Here is an 18,070-nt window from a genome sequence, read left to right on the forward strand (position 1 = left end):
TGATTTAGTCGGTTATGCATGGGAGACGCGCGGCATGGGCATGGACTCTTTCCCGAGCTCTGCCCAAATGTATTTCATCAGCAGCTCCATTTTCAAAGATTGGTAGGCCTCATCGTTCCATAAGTTATGAATTTCCTGCGGGTCTTCTTCCAGATCAAAGAGCTCGCCGTAAGTCTGGTTGTAATAGACCGTTATTTTGTATCGCTGGCCGACGTAGGTTTTCTGATGGATGGTGGTAGGTTCATGACGGAATTCGCATATCGCGTGATCGCGGACGGCCTTTTCCGGATCGAGCCAGACGGCGGACTGATCCATCCCCGTCATGGCATGCGGCACAGCCCCGCCCGCGAAATGCAAAAAGGTCGGCGCCAAATCGACGAGGGACTGGATCGATCCACTCACCGCGCCCGCAGGAGTATGCCCCGGATATCTCACGATAAAAGGAAGCCGCAGCAAATCCTCGTAATGGAATCCACCCTTATGCATCATGCCGTGCTGTCCGAATAAATGACCGTGGTCCGTTGTGAACACGACGATCGTATGGTCTGCGATGCCAAGCGCATCCAGCTTGTTCAGGATGCTGCCGATGGCGTCATCCATATAGCTGACCATGCCGTAGTAGGTTGCCACTGCCTTCCGGTGCTCCTCTTCCGTCATTCCGAGATGGGTATGATAGCCATGAATGCCGTAACCGGTCTCCTTATAGGACGAAAAATCGGGAGCAGCCTCTTGCGTCATCTGAAAATGCGGCGGATTATGCTCATGCTCGCCCGGCACGGCCCGCGGCAACGTCAGCTGCTCCGGGTCGTACATGCTTGCCCATGGCTCGGGAACCAGGTAAGGCGGATGCGGATCCGGGAAGCTGGCCCACAGCATGAACGGCTCATCCTTGCCGCTGTATTCCTCCATCAGTTCATTGGAACGCTCGGCAATCCATGTGTTGTAATGGAACTTCTCGGGAATCGGCCAGGAAAATGGTACAGATTCATCCATCGTGCCGGTCGGAGCGGAGTAATAGTCGCGCCAATTCGCACAGCCCTTCTCTTCCATCCACAGCGCGTAATGCTGGCCGACCAAATATTCATTGGTATGGTTGCGCAGCAGTTCGATATGTTCAAAGCCATAAAAGGGGCCGTTAAATTCCCGCCAAAACGCGAAGTCGTGAAGTTTATCCCGCCCCTCCAGCGATGTATAGGGCTCCTGCGTAAATACAGGCTGAAAATGCGCTTTACCCACCAGCGCCGTCCGGTAGCCTTCCTTCTGGAGCAATTCCCCCACCGTCGTTTCTTCTTCAGGAAGCTTGGTGCCAAGGGTCCATGCCCCATGCTGGCTCGGGTACTTGCCGGTAATGATGGAGGAGCGCGATGGCGTACAGGTCGGGTTCGGACAGTAAGCTCTGCTGAACGTCGTACCTTCCCTCACCATCCGGTCCAGATGCGGCGTCGATATTTCCGGATTGAAAGCACCGATTGTATTCCAATGCTGTTGGTCGCTTGTAATCAGCAAAATGTTGGGCTTGGCCATCTCATGATCATCCTTTGCTAAGTTCTTTTATCCTAATCTTAGCGGCCATAAGGTTCCAACCACAATGACAGCCAGTCGCAAAACCTTAACATTTTGTCAGTATTTATGATACAATTCAGGGAAATTCATGTACAATGAAAGGGGATACAATCCTTGCTGGAACGGGCCTCGGAGTATTACCACGTTACCCAATTCAATCCGGATGAGTTTGAGAAATGCGGAGGAATTTGGCCTCTCCATGCGGGCATGAACGAGGCAAAGCCGGATTATCACGCCGGCCCGCGCATGGTTGCCTATTACAGTTTGCATTTTGTAAAGTCAGGAGCCATAAAGCTGCATGATGGGCATCAGACGGCCGTTCTCCAAAAAGGCGATGCATTCTGCCTGTTTCCCGAACGCACCTACACCTACCGCATCCATCCGTGTCCGGACAAGCTGCGCATGGGCTGGATCGCTTTTCAAGGCAAGCAGGCTGAGTTCATTCTCGGTTCCATCCCGCTTTGCGCCTCCCTGCCTTTTGCCCGCCAAAAAGTGACGAGGGAGTTCCTGCTCACCTTCGAGCAGCTGCTGCATTCCGGACCCGGCAATTCCGCTGCTGACAGGCTAAACCGCTCCATCCTGCTACACCGGCTTCTCAGCCAGCTGCTGCCCGCGGAGCCGGAGAAGGGCATCCCGACCAAACCGGACCAATGGATCGAGGACAGCAAGAATTTCATGGATACCCACTATACCGAAGATATTACCGTTCAGGATGCTGCGGCATACGTGGGGGTGCACCGCTCCTATTTTTCCAAAATGTTCACGGAACGCGTCGGCTCGACGCCAACCCTCTACTTGAAGAGACTCAAAATGGATAAAGCACTGCTCATGCTAAGACAGGGACATTCCGTGCTTGAGACAGCACTCAGCCTGGGGTATTCGGATACCCCGTCGTTCTCACGGGCGTTTCACCGCTACTTCGGAACCGCACCGACCCGCTACTACAAACCCTAGCTTGAATAAACCCCTCCAAAGGAGCGCTGCAGATGACCATTCTACTGATCCTCCTGATGTCGGCCATGATCATCATGTTTATCGCCAAGGCCCGTAACCCGTCCGTCTACTGGATGCTGATCATCCTGCTCGGCTGGTTTCTCAGCATGTCCGGGCTCGTGCTGTTCATTGCCAAATACGGCGGATTCTATTACCGCGTCAATATCGTTCTTTTCTTCAATGATACGATCCGCAACATGCTGCTTCATTCTCCGATCAGCATCGACGGCGTCAGCCGGATGATCACGATCGGCAGATCGCTGTTTATCTTCGGTTTTATCGGCCTTTCCCTATCGCTCTTCTACAACAACCAAATGAAGCACCGCATTCTCGTGCTGGCGTTACATGCCGTTTTACCTCTGATCAACATTATTTTTTACGATCCCGTGATCTATAAGCCGATGCTGAGCCTGCTCAGTCCGAAAAGCACATATGTCATCAGCTTCATCACGCGCGGCTGGCTTGTCGTTTCGGCACTCTATGCGACTTCGCTCATCCTTTACTACTATTCCCATATCACGATTCCGTGGCTGAAGAAGCAGATCAAGCATATTCTCTACGGCGTCTTTGCGCTCGTGCTGTTTTATTTTTATCTCGGGTTTATGGGGCCGATGCAGGTCACGGACGTGCGTACCTACTATGTGCTGTACTCGGACTTCTCCAACTTCAATCCGCCGCTGACCTTGTTCGAATGGTATCTCGGCATCGGCATTACGGGCGTACTATCCGGCATCAGCCTCTTCTCGATCTGGCGCTATACCGATATTGAGAAGAAAATGGGCGAGGAAACGCTGCTGCTGGAGCGCAAGCTGAAAACGGCGGATATGGGCATCAAGGTGTTCACGCATGGCATCAAAAACCAGCTGTTGATCATCCAGGTGCTTCTGAATCAGGCGAAGCAGAATGCGCCGTCCCCGCAAGGGAGCGGAAAAGAGCCCCTGGATAGGGCCGAGACGGTCGTACACGAGACGCTTGAGCGATTGGATCAGCTGTACCGTTCCATCAAAACCACCCATCTGCTGCTGCGTTCCGTACCCGTGCACGAGCTGATGGACGACGTGCTGAGCCGGTTCGATCCCGGATCAAGACCGCTTGAGGTCCATATCCGGTTCGAGAATGAAGGAATCACCGTGCTTGCTGACAAGGCCCATTTGTCCGAGGCGATTTACAATATTCTGACCAATGCGGCAGAGGCCATACCACAGGAAAAGCACGGCACGATTGAGATCCATTCGTATCCGGAGGGCAATTTCAACATTATCAGCGTAACGGACAACGGCTGCGGCATGGAAAAGGAGCAGGTGAAGGCGATCTTCGACCCGTTTGTCACAAGCAAAAATACGACGCGCAACTGGGGCGTCGGTCTATCCTACGCCAAGCAGATCGTGCATGGCCATGACGGAAGAATCCACGTCGAGAGCAAGCCGGGCTTCGGAAGCACCTTCCAGATTGTCCTGCCGATCTATCGAAAACAAACCGCCTGAGGAGGAATGAACGATGAAAAACACTCCCATCCGTGTCCTGGTTGCTGAGGATCTGGACGTACTTCGCGAGCATTTCTGCTCCGTCCTGAGCAAGCATGAGGATATCTCCATCGTCGGCCAGGCCGCAAGCGGCAAAATGGCGCTGCAGCTGATGCGCTCCATCCTCGCGGATGTCGTGCTGATGGACATCGAAATGGACGTCCGGCATGACGGGATCATTCATGCACAGCGAATTTTGGAGGAATTCCCGCAGACCCGGATCGTCTTCCTGACGGTTCATGAGGACGACGAGACCATCTTCAGCGCCTTCGAGACTGGAGCGGTCGATTACGTCCTCAAGACGCGGCCGGATCAGGAAATCGTCCAACGCGTACGCAGTGCATACGAGGGCGTGTCACACATGCATCCGGAAATTACGAACAAGATCAAAAGCGAATTCACCCGCATCCGCAAAAATCAGGAGAACCTGTTTCAGGCGACCCTGATCCTGTCCCAATTAACGCCAAGCGAGCTGGAGATCATTCAACTGCTGTATGATGACTATAAGATTTCCGAAATCGCCAGGCAGCGTCAGGTCGAGATTTCAACCATCAAATCGCAGATCAACGTCATCCTGAAAAAATTCAACAAAAAACGGAGCAAGGAGGTGATCTCCCTGCTCCGCGAGCTGAATATCATTCACTTGATCCACCAGGTGCGCGGCGAACCTTAATTTCCGCCGGCAGCTTCCTGCGCTTTCACGAATGGTTCCGTGGCGATGAATTTGTCGCCCGGCACGACTTCTGCCATCTTGCCGTTCGCCACGAACATTTTCTCCAAATTCTCGAACCATTTCACCGTAGTGCCGTCCTTCATGTAGCCTGCAATTTTGGCGGAATCGATCCATTCCATCGTTTCAAACTGTTCCTTCAGCGAATCCTCCGGAACTTGCGTATATTTGGAGGTCAGGGTAATCGTCTCGTCCACGTTTTTGATTTTGTAGTCGTTGGCTTTGACCCATGCTTCCAGGAACTGCTGCACAACCTCCGGCTTCTCCTCCAGGAACTTCGGATTCACGACCCAGCTTGCCGGGAAAACGTAGTCGGGATAGAACGTCCGGTTGTCACCCAGCTTCACGATGTTGTCCTTGCCCAGCTGTTTCTCGATTTCCTTCGTGTACGGCGACCAGATCGCCACCGCGTCCACCTTGTTCGCGACGAAAGCGGAAACCGCACCGGCCACGTCAATATTGACGATATTGACGTCGGAAGGCTTGAGGCCGCCCTTTTCGAGTCCCAGGTTCAAGATCATCTCGCCGGAGGTGCCTTTAGGGACGCCGACGGTTTTGCCTTTCAGATCCTTCCATTCCTGTATGCCGGACTTTTTGGTCGCATATACCATGTCGCCGAAGCCCAGGCTCGCCAGTGCGATAATTTTCCCTTGGCCTTGGGCTGCCAGGAAGGTCGCTCCCGGTCCGATATAGGCGATATCCAGGTCCCCGGAAGCCATCGCCTGGAATTCAGGCGGGCCGCTCAGGAATTTAACGGCATTAACGTTCAAACCTGCGTCTTTAAAGAAGCCTTTCTCCTCCGCGACCACGATCGGCGCCGCGCCGTTCAGATCGGGAATATAGCCGACGTTGATCTTTACGGGCGATTTCGGAGCCTCAGCCTGCGTTTCTTTCGGCTCCTCCTGTTTGGTCGTTGGGGCAGCGGGTTCCTCTGCCGTCGTTTTGCTGCCGGAGCCTGCGCCGCAGGCGCTTACCATCAGCGTTAAACACATCAGTACGGATAACAGAAGCGAAGCACGAAAGCCCTTCTTGGCATTAGTTTTCATATTCTTCCCCCTTATATTTTTCCTTATTTTTGTACTTCCAGATACTCCTTGTACACCTTCGCCCAAATTTCGTTCTTGATCTCGATGAATTTCGGATCCATCTTGGTCGTTTGATCCCGCGGATACGGAATATCCACGTCGATAATTTCTTTGATTCGTCCCGGCCTTGCGCTCATAATCACGACGCGCTGCCCGAGAATGACCGCCTCCTCAACGTCATGGGTAATGAAGAAGCAGGTTTTCTTCTCCGTCTGCCATGTCTTGAGCAGATCCTCCTGCAGCTGGGCCCGCGTCTGGGCGTCCAGCGCCCCGAAAGGCTCATCCATCAGCAGCACCTCCGGCTGGACCGCATAGGCCCGCGCAATCGCGACCCGCTGCTTCATCCCCCCGGACAGCTCCTTCGGATAGGCATGGGCGAAGTCCTTCAGGTTTACGTACTCCAGGTACTGCTCCGCCTTTTCGCGCCGTTCGGCTTTGCTGTAACCCCGCAGCTTGAGGCCGAATTCGATGTTTTTGAGGACCGTTTTCCATGGGAACAACGCATACTGCTGAAACACAACGCCCCTGTCCTTTCCCGGTCCCGTCACGATTTGCCCGTCCACCTCCACTTTGCCCGAGGTCGCCTGCTCCAGACCGGCAATGATGTTCAGGAGGGTTGTCTTGCCGCAGCCGCTCGGACCGACCACGCTGATGAATTCGTTCGGCATGATGTCGAGATTCGCATCATTCAGCGCAATGACCTCGCCGCTTCGAACCGGATACGTTTTGCGCAAATTCTCGATTTTGATCTTGGGCTGCTCCAGTTTGGGCTGTGCCGGTGTTAAGATTGTCGCAGTTCCTGCCATCCTGTCAGTCTCCTTTCGAGATAAAGTACGCCTTTGTCCATGGCAAGGCCGATCACGCCGATGACGAATATCCCCATAATGACCAGATCCATCCGGAAGTACAGACTGGCTTCCATGACCATGTTGCCGAGTCCCTTGTTCGCTCCCGTCATCTCAGCTGCGACCAAGGTGGTCCAGGCGCTGGCCAGACCCAGGCGCACGCCGACCAGGATGTAAGGAAACGAAGCCGGTACAACCACTTCGAAGAAGATGTGGCGGTCGCTCGCACCCAGTACCCTCGCCGCCTTGATCAGCGTCGGATCGACATTGCGCACCCCTTGGAAGATGGAAATGACCATCACCAGAAACGTCGCGATGAAAATGACGGCAATCTTGGCCGACTCCCCGATGCCTTGCGAAACGATGACCAGTGGTATCAGCGCAATCGGCGGAATGGTCCGGAAAAACTGAATCCAAGGCTCAATGATCGCCCGGATGTTTTTATACCAGCCCATCACGAAGGCAACGGGAATGGCGACCACGAGTCCAAGCGCGAAGCCGCCAAGCACTCGTAGCATGCTGGCCGATATGTTCGTCCAGAGATTGCCTGCTTTGGCTTCGGCCCACAACGTTTTGGCGATACGGATCGGATCTGTGATGATGGCGCCGACGCTCGGTATTTTGGATAAAGCATACCATATCAATATCCCGCAAATGACCGAGATTGGCGTAATGAGTTTTGCAGATACGCGACTTGCATTCATGCTGTTACCCTCCTTTTTCCTGCTGCGTTTAGAATTCATATGCGGGTGTCATTCCCTCATCTGCGTGCCGGCCGAGAAGCTTCGCGGCTGCCTCGTCATGTCCTTTGCTGCGCAGCCGGTTCACCCAATCCTCTTCCGTTAAATATTTATAAGGCCCCGTCTCAATCACCTTTTGCATCGGATCTGCCTTATAACCCGGTTTGTTCATCTGCTCCTGCAGCCATTTCGCGATCCGGTGCTCCATCAGGCTCACGATTTCCGGGTGCTCCCCGGCCACGTTCCGCGTCTGATGGGGATCCTGCAACATATCGTACAGAATCACTTCTTCGAAATCGTAGAGCCCGGTGTGATAAGTCCTTAAAAAGAACCAACGGTCATCCCGGACCGAGCGCTGGCATGTATACAGGGCATGCTCCATAACCAGGTAATCCCGGCCTTCCACCGGCTCGCCCTTCAGCGCCTGCATATACGACTTTCCGTCCCATCCGCTTGGAACCGGCAGCCCGGCCATTTCCGTAATGGTCGCGATGGCATCCACGTTATAGAGGAATCCGTCATAAGTTCCGCCCGCCTTCGCAATGCCTGGAGCCTTGATGATCAGCGGAATGTGATGCACCGCCTCCGTCGCGCATGGATGCTCCACATAGATGCCCTGTTCGCCCATCGATTCCGCATGGTCCGCGCTGACGACGAAGCAGACCTCGTCTTCGATGCCGAGTTCCCGGAGCGTATCAAGCAGCTCCCCCACGAATGAATCCATGTACGACACCGCTCCGTCATAACCGTCGATCAAATGCTTGAAGTCGGCTCGGCTGCGAATCGCCCCTGGCATCGTTTCCGGATAGCGGTCGCCCCAATGCAGGAACGGCGCTGAACGCGGGAAGGTGTCCTGCTGCTGCGCGGCAATCTGTGCCTCATCCGGGAACGCCTGAACAGGAGAATCCTTCCACTGCTCCATGTACGATTTCGGATACGTGTAAAAACTGTGCGGGTCCCAGTACTGAATGTGCAGGAAGTAGTTATCCTCCTTGCCATGGGCCTTAAGCCAAGGGATAACGGCAGCGTTCACCTCGTCGGCATTCTCATTCCCTTCCTTGAGCGTATGGGTATGTACCTCATTCCACCCGGCAAAATACCACCAGGCGTGATGGCGGTCACCGAACGTCGAGAACGTGACCGTCTTGATGCCTGCCTTGCGCAGGTAACGCGTAAAGAAAGGAATGCGTTCGCTGTGCCCGTCCCCTTCAGGATACTGAAATTCGCAGCCGGGTCCCCAATGGGTCAGGGCGCCGTGATTGACGCCGAAGCGCCCGGACATAAAGCTTGCACGCGACGGAACGCACGGGGAAGATACGGTATAGCAGCTGTCGAACCGCATCCCTTCCGCCGCGATCCGGTCGAGATTCGGGGTTGTCTGACGGTGATACCCGTAGCAGCTCATATGATCCGGCCGCAGGGAATCGATGTCCAGGTAGATCATTCTCATGCTCATCAAATCCTTTGCTTCTAGTTTGTTTGACATGCTGTGTCAGCTTCTGTATCCGCTTTCATGAATTAAGTATAATTTTGAATTCTTGAATGCATAAGGTTGAACTTTTTTACAACTTTTTGAGGCGTTTGCCGCAGCTTCAGGTTCATTTACTTTATCTTGACAAAATAAATTAACTTAGGTTAATTTATTAACATAAGTTAACGAATGGAGCCGTAAACAATGAACATCAATGAAATTCCACTAAGAGAATTGAAAAAAGCCAAAACGAAAATCGCCTTGTACGAAGCCGGCCTCTCCTTCACCGCGGGCCGGATGTTCAAAGACGTACTGCTGGACGATATCTGCCGGACAGCCGGCATCTCCCGCGTAACCTTTTTTAAATTTTTCGGCAAGAAGGAGGATCTGCTCGTCTACTACATGCGGGTATGGCTGACCCGGCGCATCATCGAGATTGGGGAACAGGACTTGCGCGGCTTCGATGCGATGCGGCTTATTCTGCGGCAAATTGCTGATGACACGCGCACGAATGAAGGCGTCATGCCGAGTCTCATCGCCTTTTTGTCCGAGATGAACATGCACTGCGACATGCCGGTGCTGAGCGAAGCCGAGGTCATACTCTTGTTCCCCGATCATGAGGAGGCGGGGGCTCAGAGCCCCAACATGTTCGCCTTATTCACCCGATGTATGGAGGAAGCGCAGGAAGATGGCCGGTTAAAGGTCGGAATTACGGTCGACGCCGCCGTTCCGTTCCTGTTCAGTACGTTTTACGGCGGATTCCTCACCTCCCGCCTGTACGGATCCAAGGACGTCATGGCCTTTTACGAAACCCATCTGAAGCTGATTGAACAATGACTCTATTAAAAGGAGCTGTTTTTATGGAAAAGGTGGTACCCGGCCGTTATACGGCGCATACGGAGGACTCGTTTGTGGTATTCGTTATCGGAATGCGGATCAACCGCTTCTGGGCGGTCCACCGCTGGCTTCCTGTCTTCCTGTCCATGCCCGGCATGATCCGGGAGCTGTACATGAACCGCGAGCTGGGATTCAAAGACGGCCATATGCACTTCTCATTGCGGAGGACCTGCATTATTCAGTACTGGGATTCCTTCGAGCAGCTGGAGCACTACGCGCGGAAAGGCCAGAAGCACCTCAAAGCCTGGAGGGATTTCAACCGTAAAATCGGAACCGACGGGACGGTCGGCATCTTTCATGAAACCTACATCATTCCGAAAGGCAATTATGAGTCCGTGTACAATAACATGCCGGTATTCGGTCTCGCCAAAGCCACGAGCCATGTTCCGGCAACGGGACGCCGTGAAACGGCAAGCCGCAGGCTGGGGCGAGGCGGCGAGCCGGCTGTGCCGACGCCTCCGAATCCGGCGCAGTGAGTGTGTAAGAAATCCGGTGCTGTAAGCGAGTAAGAATCCGGCAATGGTCACATTCCCCTGCCGGATTCCTTTTGCATTCTGCGCGGGCAACGCTATAGCGGGCAAGACGACGCTGCGCCAAAAAAGCACCTTCTCCGGCATTCATGCCATGAAAGGTGCTTTTTGAATGGAATCAGACAATATCGGTTTTATCGATATTGCGTAATGATAGATAAGCAATCGCAAAACCGATCACACCAAAAATTAAAGGGATTATTACATTCGAGCTGAGCGAGAATCCCGGGCTGTTGGCGCTGAGCAGTACTATGATGATGACAGAGGATACAATGGTTGCCGACACCGACTTTTTGCGCATCCCGAAATATAAGGGGATTAAGCTGATCCCTGCCGCGGACAGCGTCTGGATGAAGAGCTGAATGCTCGTATGCAGAAGAACGGACCCGTCCGGCTTACCCGGAAGGAAGTGGAAATTGCTGTTTATGGCCAGAAATGCCAGGACGACAACAAACGTTCCGACGAACATCGTGATGAAAGTCAAGGAAAGAATCAGCAGCAATTTCGCCATAATCAGCTTTTTGCGCTCGACCGGGTACGTAAACATGACGCTTACGGTTTTGTTCCTATATTCATCGATGATGAATCTGCTGAGCAGCACCGAGGCAAACACAGTGAATACCGCCCGGACGATAAGCCCGGCCATCGATAAGGCCTCCGCATAGCTGGCAAATGCAATTTTACCTTCATCCTCAGCATAAGGCATAAGCCACATGAAGAAAGAGACGATGATGATCGCAATGATGGCTCCCCGGACGTACCATCCGAGCTTCTGTTTCTTGATCTCCAGTTGAATCAGCTTAAGCATGCTTCTCACCTCCGCCAATCTGCTGCAGGAAGAATTCCTCGAGCGACGTGTGCTTGTGGTTGAGCGCTTCAATCTCAACATCATTGAGCACCAGGGCTTTTGTCAACTCCTGCTGGGTCCAGCGCGACTCATAGATGCGGAGCACGGAATCGCCAATGATTTTGAAATTGCTGACGCCAAGCTCGTTTTCAAGGACAAAAGCAGCCTTTTTGCAGTGCCGCGTCACGATTTCGATATAATCGGTATGTTCGCTGCGCATATCATTCAACGACACCTCGCGGATGAATCTTCCTCCCTGCAGGATGCCGATCGTATCCGCCACCTGCTCGATCTCGCTCAGCAGATGGCTCGACACGAGCAGGGTCATCCGGTATTCCTTGCTCAGCATGCGCATCAGACTGCGGAATTCCTTAATGCCTACGGGGTCGAGGCCGTTAATCGGTTCATCCAGGATCAGCAGCTCGGGCCGCGTCATGATCGCGCGGGCCATGCCGAGCCGCTGCTTCATCCCGAGCGAAAACTCGCCAACCGCCTTGTTGTCGATGGAGGTCAGCTGCACCAGTTCCAGCGCCTCCCGTATCGCATGCTTATTGTAAAAACCCATATATTCGCCGTGCAGCTCCAGATTTTCCTTGGCGGTCATTTTCTCGTAAAAGATCGGATACTCGATGATGCTGCCGATGCGTTTGAACATTTCCACCGACCCGGGCATCAGCTTTTCCCCGAACATCTCAATTTCGCCGCTGGTCGGCTTAATCAGGTTCAGCATCATTTTCATCAAGGTCGTTTTGCCGGCGCCGTTCGGGCCCAGCAGTCCATAGATCTGCCCCTGCTCGATATTCAGGCTGACGTCCGAAACAACCTCTTTGCCTTTATATACTTTGCTAACGTGGCGGGTACTGACGATATAGCTCATACGTTCCCTTGCTCCTCTCGTTCTTGCTTAAACCCAGTATATCCGCCGACCATTTCGCATTTCTTGCGCAATTCTTACGAATTTCTTAAGAGATGGGAGCGATGAACAAGCGCGATTTCACATGCATCGCTCCTTCCTAGGTAACCGAAAGCTGCAGCCTGATGTCAGGACAGCCGCTTCAGCGCAATCGTGAACACGGTGAGCTCATGCGGCCTGCTCTCCACCCGGATCTCCCCGTCCATCAGCTCGACCAGCCGTTTCGTGATCGTCAAGCCGAGGCCGCTTCCCTGAAAGCTCTTGTTCCTCGAATCCTCCAGCGTATACATCCGTTCGAAAATAAGCGCCTGCTCCTGTTCATTGATGCCTTTGCCCTTGTCCCAAATGTCGATCCAAATCCATTCTTGGGCTTCACGCAGCCTCATGCCGATCACCCCGCCCCCTGCTCCGTAGCGGATGGCATTGCTCAGCACGTTGTTCAGGACCCTGTCGATAGCCTCTTCGTTGCCCCAGGCATACAGCGGCACATCCGGGATATCAATATCCGCGGTCAATCCTTCCGATTCAATCAAATCATAATAGGCCAGCATGTTTTTCCGGCAAATTTCGTTCATCGGTATGCGGGTAAGCGGCAGCTCTTTATCCCCCGATTCCAGCTTCGCGAGGTCGAAGAACCGGTTGATCAGCTCGACAATTTCGACGGCTTTGGCATGCACCCTGCCCATGAGGCGCTCCCTTTCGGCTTTTGGCAAATCCGGCTGCCGGTTCATCGTTTCGATGGTTCCAAGCACCACGGTCAGCGGCGTCTTCAAATCATGCGAGATATTCGCCAGCATCTTGCGCATCGCGAGCTCCGTGCGCGTGAAGCCCGTTTCGGACTGCCGGTTTTGCTCCAGCAGGCGGTTGATGACGATCAGCAGCCTGCGGTACTCCGCATCCTCCGTAAACAGCAGCAGCTGCTCCTGCGAGGAAGAGTCTATGATCGCATGCAGCTTGTTGATGATATAGCTCAGCTGCTTCGTCCTTTTGCGGCGGGTGACCCACTGCAGAACGTTCAGCAGCGCCAGCAGGACGATGATCGCGAGCAGGACGAACAGCACGTCAAAATTCCCCCAATCGGTAGCCAATACCCCACAACGTCTTGATGTACTGCGGCTCGGACGGATTATCCTCGATCTTCTCGCGCAGCCGGCTCATATGCACGTTAATGACGTTTTCGTCGCCGTAATACGCGTCGTTCCAGACCGAGTTAAAAATATGCTGCTTCGTGAACACCTTCTTCGGGTTCGTCATGAACAGCTGCAAAATTTGCAGCTCTTTGGCCGTCAGCTTGATTTCCTCGCCGTTCTTCGTTACAGACAGATGGTCCAGATCAAGCTCCAGCTCATGTACCTTGGCGATCCGGCTCTGCTGTGCGGGCTGCGATCCCACATAGGCCGTGGCGCGGCGAATGGCTGCCTTCACCCTCGCCGTCAGCTCAATCATCGAAAATGGCTTCGTGATATAATCGTCTGCCCCGAAGCCAAGTCCCAGCGCCTTGTCCACTTCACCGTCCTTCGCCGATACGATCAGCACCGGTACATGGCTCTTCTTCCGGATTTCCTTCAAGAAGTCCATGCCGCCAAGCTTCGGCAGCATCAGATCCAGCAGCACCAAATCGTATTCACGCTGCCCGAAGCGCTCCAGCGCTTCCTCGCCATCCTTCGCATGCACGACGTCAAAGCCTTCCATCGTCAAGTAGCTCTCTATCATTTCGCCGATCGCGTGGTCATCTTCCACCAGCAGTATGCTTGAAGCCATGCCAATCCCCGCCTATCCTGTTAGGTTATATAGCTCTACTATACCGGAAAGGTCCCTCCTTCGCCTATGAATAGACGAAAAATAAGAGCCCCCGAAGGCGCTCTCCCTGAGTATTTCAAACGGCTGCCGCTGCTGTTCCACCATTGTTTTTGGCTATAACCGATCCATCGAGCCGCTCTCGACGATTGCGATCACCTTCTCCACGACAGCCGTCATCTGCCGGCCATCCGCTCCCGTATCGCATGAGCTCCACTGAAAATGGCGCTCCCCGCCATTAATGAGTACCTTCAGGTCATAACGCTCCCCTTCCTGCTGCTTGCATACGGAAGAAAGCTTCTTTTCATTCAGGTATGCGGCAAGCACAAGCTCACGATATATGTTCTGACGGTCCTTTTCCGGTATGCCAAAATCGCTGACATGCATCATCCGGTCATTCCCGAGGTCTCTCTGCAGCTTATGATCTACCGTGTTGATTTCATTCGTCAGACCCGGCCCGTATTTGAGCACAAATTCAAAACGGTCCTGCTGGCTCACATCAAAAGGAACATGAATCAGCTCCATATTCTCCGAATGCCCTTCACAGCCCGTTAGCGCATACCGGATTTGCGTATCCGTTTCCTCGCGTATCAACGAATCGCATGAATACGTCCTGACTTCCCCTTTACCAAATTTGTCCTCCGTCGTGTCCACGCTCAGCTTGACCTTTCCGTTTGCGCGCGTCAAATCATAATAAATCGGATCGCCCTCGATCGTGTAACGAATTAGCCGCTGCGTCCCCTGAGGGTTATCCACGAAGGCGTCCAGCAGCTCGATATGGTCCACCATGCCGTGCTTATCGACCACATCCGCGCTTATACCGGGTTGAGCCGTTTCCATGGATTCTTCCATTGTCTGTGGCGTTTCCGGCTGTGCTTCATGAATCGCCGTTTCCTGCCCTGCGGAACATCCGGTAAGTAGGATCAACAGCAGCACGATCATCCATCCTGCAGATTTCATTCGAGTTCCCCCTTGCTTCTCGTCTCTTCTTCTTGACGTGCACCGAATCGCAAAGGTTTCAGTTGCAAGACCGCTTCCATCCTTGGATAGAAAAAGACCGGAATGCGGTATTTCGCATTCCGGTCTAACGTTAGATTTCGGCCGGCGGTTCCTTTGGCACCAGTTTGTAAATGTCGCCATTCTCAAAGGTGTCGATCAGCCGGTCGAGCCACTCATAATACGCATAGGCATCCCGAAGTTTAGCCTTGTCCTTCCGGAGCAGGTCCACCATGTCGGGATCTTCCGCATGTTCTTTTTCCAATTTATCGATCTCTTCCATGGATTTGCGTAAAACCATAATGTTCGTTTCCACGGATTTGCGCCATTTGATGTCAAAAAAGTCCGTGAAGGTCTGGTACCAGTCATACTCCACCTCGTACAAATCCTTGCGCGAGCCCTTTTCCCATACCTTGTTAACCATTTTCAGATCCAGCAGCGTGCGTACGCCCGTGCTCATGCTGGTCTTGCTCATCTTCATTTCGCTGCCCATCTCATCAAGTGTCATCGGCTTGTCTGCAAAATACAGCAGGCCATAGAGATGCCCCGTGGATAAGGAGATGCCGTATAAGTCCATGTTTCGCCCAATCGTTTCTATGACGCGCTTGCGCATTTTTTGGAGCGCAGCGTTCTGTTCTTCTTTACCCGGGTCCAAGCCCATGCTTGCAACCTCCTTATGTTCAGCCATTCTCTCGCAGGTCTTCCGCAACCCAAGTTCTTGTCTGGGAAGAATTCTGAGGCAACAACCTTCTTGGTCTATTGTAGAAAAACCACTTTTAAAAGTAAAGAAGCCGCAGAAGCAGGAATGTGGAGCATCATGCAGCAATCCAGAGAATTACTTTGTACAGTTTTTACTGTACGTTCTTTACATACTGTTAAAACGTTTGATACGATATTATTAGTTTGTTACACTGTTACACGTTGCTTATACGCCGGTTCATGATTCAACCAGAGTACGAAAGAACATAAGGGGTATGTCGGTAAGATTCATATTGAAAGGCTTTTAAGGGGGGATTGATCTTGTCCATCTTACAGCTTCAAAAGGTAAGCAAATTGTTCGGGCCTCATGCGGAAGAATGCGTGAAGCTGCTCGATCAAGGTTGGACCAAAGAAAAAGTAGCAAAGGAAAAATCCGTTACGGTCGGTGTGAACCGTGTCAGCCTCTCCATTGAGGAAGGCGAAATATTCGTCATCATGGGGCTGTCAGGCAGCGGCAAATCAACGCTTGTGCGGATGCTGAACCGGCTGATCGAGCCTACGTCCGGAGAAATCCTCGTTCATGGCAAGGATCTGATGAAAATGAATAAAGAGCAGCTGCGCACCGTGCGCCGCCAGACCATCAGCATGGTCTTCCAGAAATTCGCGCTGTTTCCGCACCGTACCGTGCTCGAAAACGTGGAATACGGCCTCGAAATACAGAAAAAAGAAAAGCGGATGCGCAAGGAGAAAGCAAAGCAATCGCTGGAGCTGGTCGGACTGAAGGGCTGGGAAGATAAACGCCCGGATGAGCTGAGCGGCGGAATGCAGCAGCGCGTCGGCCTCGCCCGGGCGCTGGCAAACGATCCCGAAATCCTGCTCATGGACGAAGCATTCAGCGCGCTGGATCCCCTGATCCGGCGGGATATGCAGGATGAGCTGCTCGATCTGCAGGAGAAGATGAAGAAAACAATCATCTTCATCACGCATGATCTGGACGAGGCGCTTCGGATCGGCGACCGCATCGCTTTAATGAAAGACGGCGCCGTTGTCCAGGTCGGAACGCCGGAGGAAATCCTGACGCAGCCGGCCAACGCTTACGTGGAGCGCTTCGTTGAAGACGTCGACCTGTCCAAGGTGCTGACCGCTTCCCACGTCATGCGCCGTCCCGAGACGATCATGGCCGACCGCGGTCCGCGCGTGGCGCTCGAGCTCATGCGTGAGCGCGCCATCTCCAATCTGTTCGTCGTAGACCGTACCAAGCGCCTGCTCGGCGTCATTACGGCCGAGGATGCCTCCGCTGCCATGCGCAGCGGCCAATCGCTTGGCGATATCCTCATTACGGACGGTCCGCGGGTGCATCCAGAGGTCGTCATCAATGAGCTGTTCGAAATGACCAGCCTGGCCAAAGTGCCGCTGGCTGTCGTGGATGACCAGAACCGTCTGCTCGGTGTCATCGTCCGCGGAGCCGTGCTAGGCGCTCTGGCGGGGGAGAACAACACGAAGGAGGTGATTCCGGATGCCGAAAATACCGCTGGATGAATGGGTTGAAACGCTCGTCGGCTGGATGGAAGATCATCTGACCTTATTGTTTGACTGGATCGGCGCGGCCATCGAAGGTATCGTCAAAGGCTTTACCTGGATCTTCATGCTGCCTCATCCGTTCGTATTTGTCGTCATTCTCGGCGTTCTGGCTTTCCTAGTCGGGCGCTGGTCATTGACCCTGTTCTCGGTCATCGGCTTCCTGGTCATTTACAACCTGGGCTACTGGTCCCAAACGATGGATACGCTCAGCCTTGTCATTACCTCAGCCTTGATTTCGGTCGTGCTTGGCATTCCGCTGGGCATCTGGTGCGCATACAGCAAGGGCGCTTCACGGATCATCACGCCGCTGCTTGACTTCATGCAGACGATGCCGGCGTTCGTCTACCTGCTGCCTGCCGTCACCTTCTTTAGTCTCGGCGTCGTGCCGGGCGTCATTGCGTCCGTGATTTTTGCAATTCCGCCGACAATCCGCCTGACCTTGCTGGGCATTCAGCAGGTATCCGGCGAGCTGACGGAAGCGGCGGATGCTTTCGGCTCCACATCAGGACAGAAGCTCTTTAAGGTTCAGCTGCCACTGGCGCTGCCTACCCTGATGGCCGGTGTGAACCAGACGATCATGCTCTCGCTGTCCATGGTCGTTATCGCATCGATGATCGGCGCGCAGGGCATCGGCGCGGAAGTATATCGCGCGGTGACCCAGCTCCAAATCGGCAAGGGTTTCGAGGCCGGACTGGTTGTAGTCATTCTGGCCATTGTACTTGACCGGTTTACGCAAGCATTCTTCAAATCCAATAAGAAAACCGCGAACCGACGCACTTCCAGGAAGACGGACCGCGAATAGCTCAAGTTTTTCGTACGTTATCGGGAGCCCAGGTCTTTGAAGCTTTATTCTTTCTTAT

18 protein-coding genes are annotated in these 18,070 nt (G+C 53.5%); 7 read left to right on the forward strand and 11 right to left on the reverse strand.

Annotated elements, in window-relative coordinates:
- Positions 1-12: 12 nt before the first annotated feature.
- Positions 13-1,524 carry a sulfatase family protein gene (locus ACTHPM_RS14820; protein ID WP_440395603.1) on the reverse strand — a complete coding sequence of 504 codons (1,512 nt, stop codon included), beginning with the start codon at positions 1,522-1,524 and terminating at the stop codon, positions 13-15.
- 153 nt (positions 1,525-1,677) lie between these two features.
- Between ACTHPM_RS14820 and ACTHPM_RS14825 the strand changes: the two genes are divergently transcribed.
- Genes ACTHPM_RS14825 through ACTHPM_RS14835 form a run of 3 tightly spaced genes read left to right on the forward strand, consistent with a single transcriptional unit; the run spans position 1,678 to position 4,752 of the window.
- On the forward strand, positions 1,678-2,517 hold the full coding sequence (locus tag ACTHPM_RS14825; RefSeq protein WP_440395602.1) for an AraC family transcriptional regulator: 840 nt from the start codon (positions 1,678-1,680) through the stop codon (positions 2,515-2,517).
- A 32-nt stretch (positions 2,518-2,549) separates the two neighbouring features.
- A complete protein-coding gene (locus tag ACTHPM_RS14830; RefSeq protein ID WP_440395601.1) occupies positions 2,550-4,040 on the forward strand; it encodes a sensor histidine kinase in 1,491 nt (496 codons plus the stop codon).
- Positions 4,041-4,053: 13 nt separating this feature from the next.
- The gene (locus tag ACTHPM_RS14835) at positions 4,054-4,752 is read left to right on the forward strand and encodes a response regulator (protein ID WP_440395600.1); all 699 of its coding nucleotides are present in this window, start codon (positions 4,054-4,056) and stop codon (positions 4,750-4,752) included.
- Here ACTHPM_RS14835 and ACTHPM_RS14840 read toward each other — a convergent pair.
- From ACTHPM_RS14840 to ACTHPM_RS14855, 4 genes are read right to left on the reverse strand one after another with little or no spacing between them, the layout of a single operon-like run.
- Positions 4,749-5,855, reverse strand: a complete 1,107-nt coding sequence (locus tag ACTHPM_RS14840; protein ID WP_440395599.1) for an aliphatic sulfonate ABC transporter substrate-binding protein — start codon at positions 5,853-5,855, stop codon at positions 4,749-4,751. The genes ACTHPM_RS14835 and ACTHPM_RS14840 overlap by 4 nt on opposite strands.
- 23 nt (positions 5,856-5,878) lie before the next feature.
- Positions 5,879-6,700 (reverse strand): ABC transporter ATP-binding protein, encoded by an 822-nt coding sequence (locus ACTHPM_RS14845; RefSeq protein WP_440395598.1) that lies wholly within the window; start codon positions 6,698-6,700, stop codon positions 5,879-5,881.
- Positions 6,676-7,443 (reverse strand): ABC transporter permease, encoded by a 768-nt coding sequence (locus ACTHPM_RS14850; protein WP_440395597.1) that lies wholly within the window; start codon positions 7,441-7,443, stop codon positions 6,676-6,678. Before ACTHPM_RS14850 ends, ACTHPM_RS14845 begins: the two co-directional genes overlap by 25 nt.
- Positions 7,444-7,471: 28 nt before the next feature.
- Positions 7,472-8,965, reverse strand: coding sequence for a sulfatase family protein (locus ACTHPM_RS14855; protein ID WP_440395596.1), 1,494 nt, complete (start codon positions 8,963-8,965; stop codon positions 7,472-7,474).
- Between the two features lie 189 nt (positions 8,966-9,154).
- Between ACTHPM_RS14855 and ACTHPM_RS14860 the strand changes: the two genes are divergently transcribed.
- A complete protein-coding gene (locus ACTHPM_RS14860) occupies positions 9,155-9,787 on the forward strand; it encodes a TetR/AcrR family transcriptional regulator (protein ID WP_440395595.1) in 633 nt (210 codons plus the stop codon).
- 23 nt (positions 9,788-9,810) lie between these two features.
- Positions 9,811-10,323: a DUF4188 domain-containing protein gene (locus ACTHPM_RS14865; protein WP_440395594.1), complete on the forward strand. Its 513-nt coding sequence runs from the start codon at positions 9,811-9,813 to the stop codon at positions 10,321-10,323.
- Positions 10,324-10,495: 172 nt separating this feature from the next.
- On the opposite strand, the gene ACTHPM_RS14870 is transcribed toward ACTHPM_RS14865, so the two are convergent.
- From ACTHPM_RS14870 to ACTHPM_RS14895, 6 genes are all read right to left on the reverse strand, one after another.
- Entirely contained in the window at positions 10,496-11,185 is a 690-nt protein-coding gene (locus ACTHPM_RS14870; RefSeq protein WP_440395593.1) for an ABC transporter permease, read from the reverse strand.
- Entirely contained in the window at positions 11,178-12,101 is a 924-nt protein-coding gene (locus ACTHPM_RS14875) for an ABC transporter ATP-binding protein (protein WP_440395592.1), read from the reverse strand. Before ACTHPM_RS14875 ends, ACTHPM_RS14870 begins: the two co-directional genes overlap by 8 nt.
- A gap of 164 nt (positions 12,102-12,265) precedes the next feature.
- Positions 12,266-13,198: a sensor histidine kinase gene (locus tag ACTHPM_RS14880; RefSeq protein ID WP_440396232.1), complete on the reverse strand. Its 933-nt coding sequence runs from the start codon at positions 13,196-13,198 to the stop codon at positions 12,266-12,268.
- Between the two features lies 1 nt (position 13,199).
- Positions 13,200-13,898, reverse strand: a complete 699-nt coding sequence (locus ACTHPM_RS14885; protein ID WP_440395591.1) for a response regulator transcription factor — start codon at positions 13,896-13,898, stop codon at positions 13,200-13,202.
- A 153-nt stretch (positions 13,899-14,051) separates the two neighbouring features.
- The gene (locus tag ACTHPM_RS14890) at positions 14,052-14,894 is read right to left on the reverse strand and encodes a DUF4362 domain-containing protein (RefSeq protein WP_440395590.1); all 843 of its coding nucleotides are present in this window, start codon (positions 14,892-14,894) and stop codon (positions 14,052-14,054) included.
- 130 nt (positions 14,895-15,024) lie between these two features.
- Positions 15,025-15,591, reverse strand: a complete 567-nt coding sequence (locus ACTHPM_RS14895) for a GbsR/MarR family transcriptional regulator (protein ID WP_440395589.1) — start codon at positions 15,589-15,591, stop codon at positions 15,025-15,027.
- Positions 15,592-15,950: 359 nt separating this feature from the next.
- On the opposite strand from ACTHPM_RS14895, the gene ACTHPM_RS14900 reads away from it, so the two are divergent.
- Together ACTHPM_RS14900 and ACTHPM_RS14905 are read left to right on the forward strand one after the other, a co-directional pair.
- Entirely contained in the window at positions 15,951-17,168 is a 1,218-nt protein-coding gene (locus ACTHPM_RS14900) for a quaternary amine ABC transporter ATP-binding protein (RefSeq protein ID WP_440395588.1), read from the forward strand.
- Entirely contained in the window at positions 17,146-18,012 is an 867-nt protein-coding gene (locus tag ACTHPM_RS14905; RefSeq protein WP_440395587.1) for an ABC transporter permease, read from the forward strand. Before ACTHPM_RS14900 ends, ACTHPM_RS14905 begins: the two co-directional genes overlap by 23 nt.
- Positions 18,013-18,070 lie beyond the last annotated feature (58 nt).

This window comes from Paenibacillus sp. SAFN-054, assembly GCF_051966755.1.
Taxonomy (GTDB): domain Bacteria; phylum Bacillota; class Bacilli; order Paenibacillales; family Paenibacillaceae; genus Paenibacillus_AQ.

Coding starts and splice junctions, on each gene's coding strand:
- ACTHPM_RS14895 (WP_440395589.1), bottom strand. CDS start 15,591: ATGGGCTTGGACCCGGGTAAAGAAGAACAGAACGCTGCGCTCCAAAAA.
- ACTHPM_RS14870 (WP_440395593.1), bottom strand. CDS start 11,185: ATGCTTAAGCTGATTCAACTGGAGATCAAGAAACAGAAGCTCGGATGG.
- ACTHPM_RS14835 (WP_440395600.1), top strand. CDS start 4,054: ATGAAAAACACTCCCATCCGTGTCCTGGTTGCTGAGGATCTGGACGTA.
- ACTHPM_RS14855 (WP_440395596.1), bottom strand. CDS start 8,965: ATGTCAAACAAACTAGAAGCAAAGGATTTGATGAGCATGAGAATGATC.
- ACTHPM_RS14890 (WP_440395590.1), bottom strand. CDS start 14,894: ATGAAATCTGCAGGATGGATGATCGTGCTGCTGTTGATCCTACTTACC.
- ACTHPM_RS14885 (WP_440395591.1), bottom strand. CDS start 13,898: ATGGCTTCAAGCATACTGCTGGTGGAAGATGACCACGCGATCGGCGAA.
- ACTHPM_RS14845 (WP_440395598.1), bottom strand. CDS start 6,700: ATGGCAGGAACTGCGACAATCTTAACACCGGCACAGCCCAAACTGGAG.
- ACTHPM_RS14830 (WP_440395601.1), top strand. CDS start 2,550: ATGACCATTCTACTGATCCTCCTGATGTCGGCCATGATCATCATGTTT.
- ACTHPM_RS14865 (WP_440395594.1), top strand. CDS start 9,811: ATGGAAAAGGTGGTACCCGGCCGTTATACGGCGCATACGGAGGACTCG.
- ACTHPM_RS14905 (WP_440395587.1), top strand. CDS start 17,146: ATGCCGAAAATACCGCTGGATGAATGGGTTGAAACGCTCGTCGGCTGG.
- ACTHPM_RS14860 (WP_440395595.1), top strand. CDS start 9,155: ATGAACATCAATGAAATTCCACTAAGAGAATTGAAAAAAGCCAAAACG.
- ACTHPM_RS14875 (WP_440395592.1), bottom strand. CDS start 12,101: ATGAGCTATATCGTCAGTACCCGCCACGTTAGCAAAGTATATAAAGGC.
- ACTHPM_RS14850 (WP_440395597.1), bottom strand. CDS start 7,443: ATGAATGCAAGTCGCGTATCTGCAAAACTCATTACGCCAATCTCGGTC.
- ACTHPM_RS14840 (WP_440395599.1), bottom strand. CDS start 5,855: ATGAAAACTAATGCCAAGAAGGGCTTTCGTGCTTCGCTTCTGTTATCC.
- ACTHPM_RS14820 (WP_440395603.1), bottom strand. CDS start 1,524: ATGGCCAAGCCCAACATTTTGCTGATTACAAGCGACCAACAGCATTGG.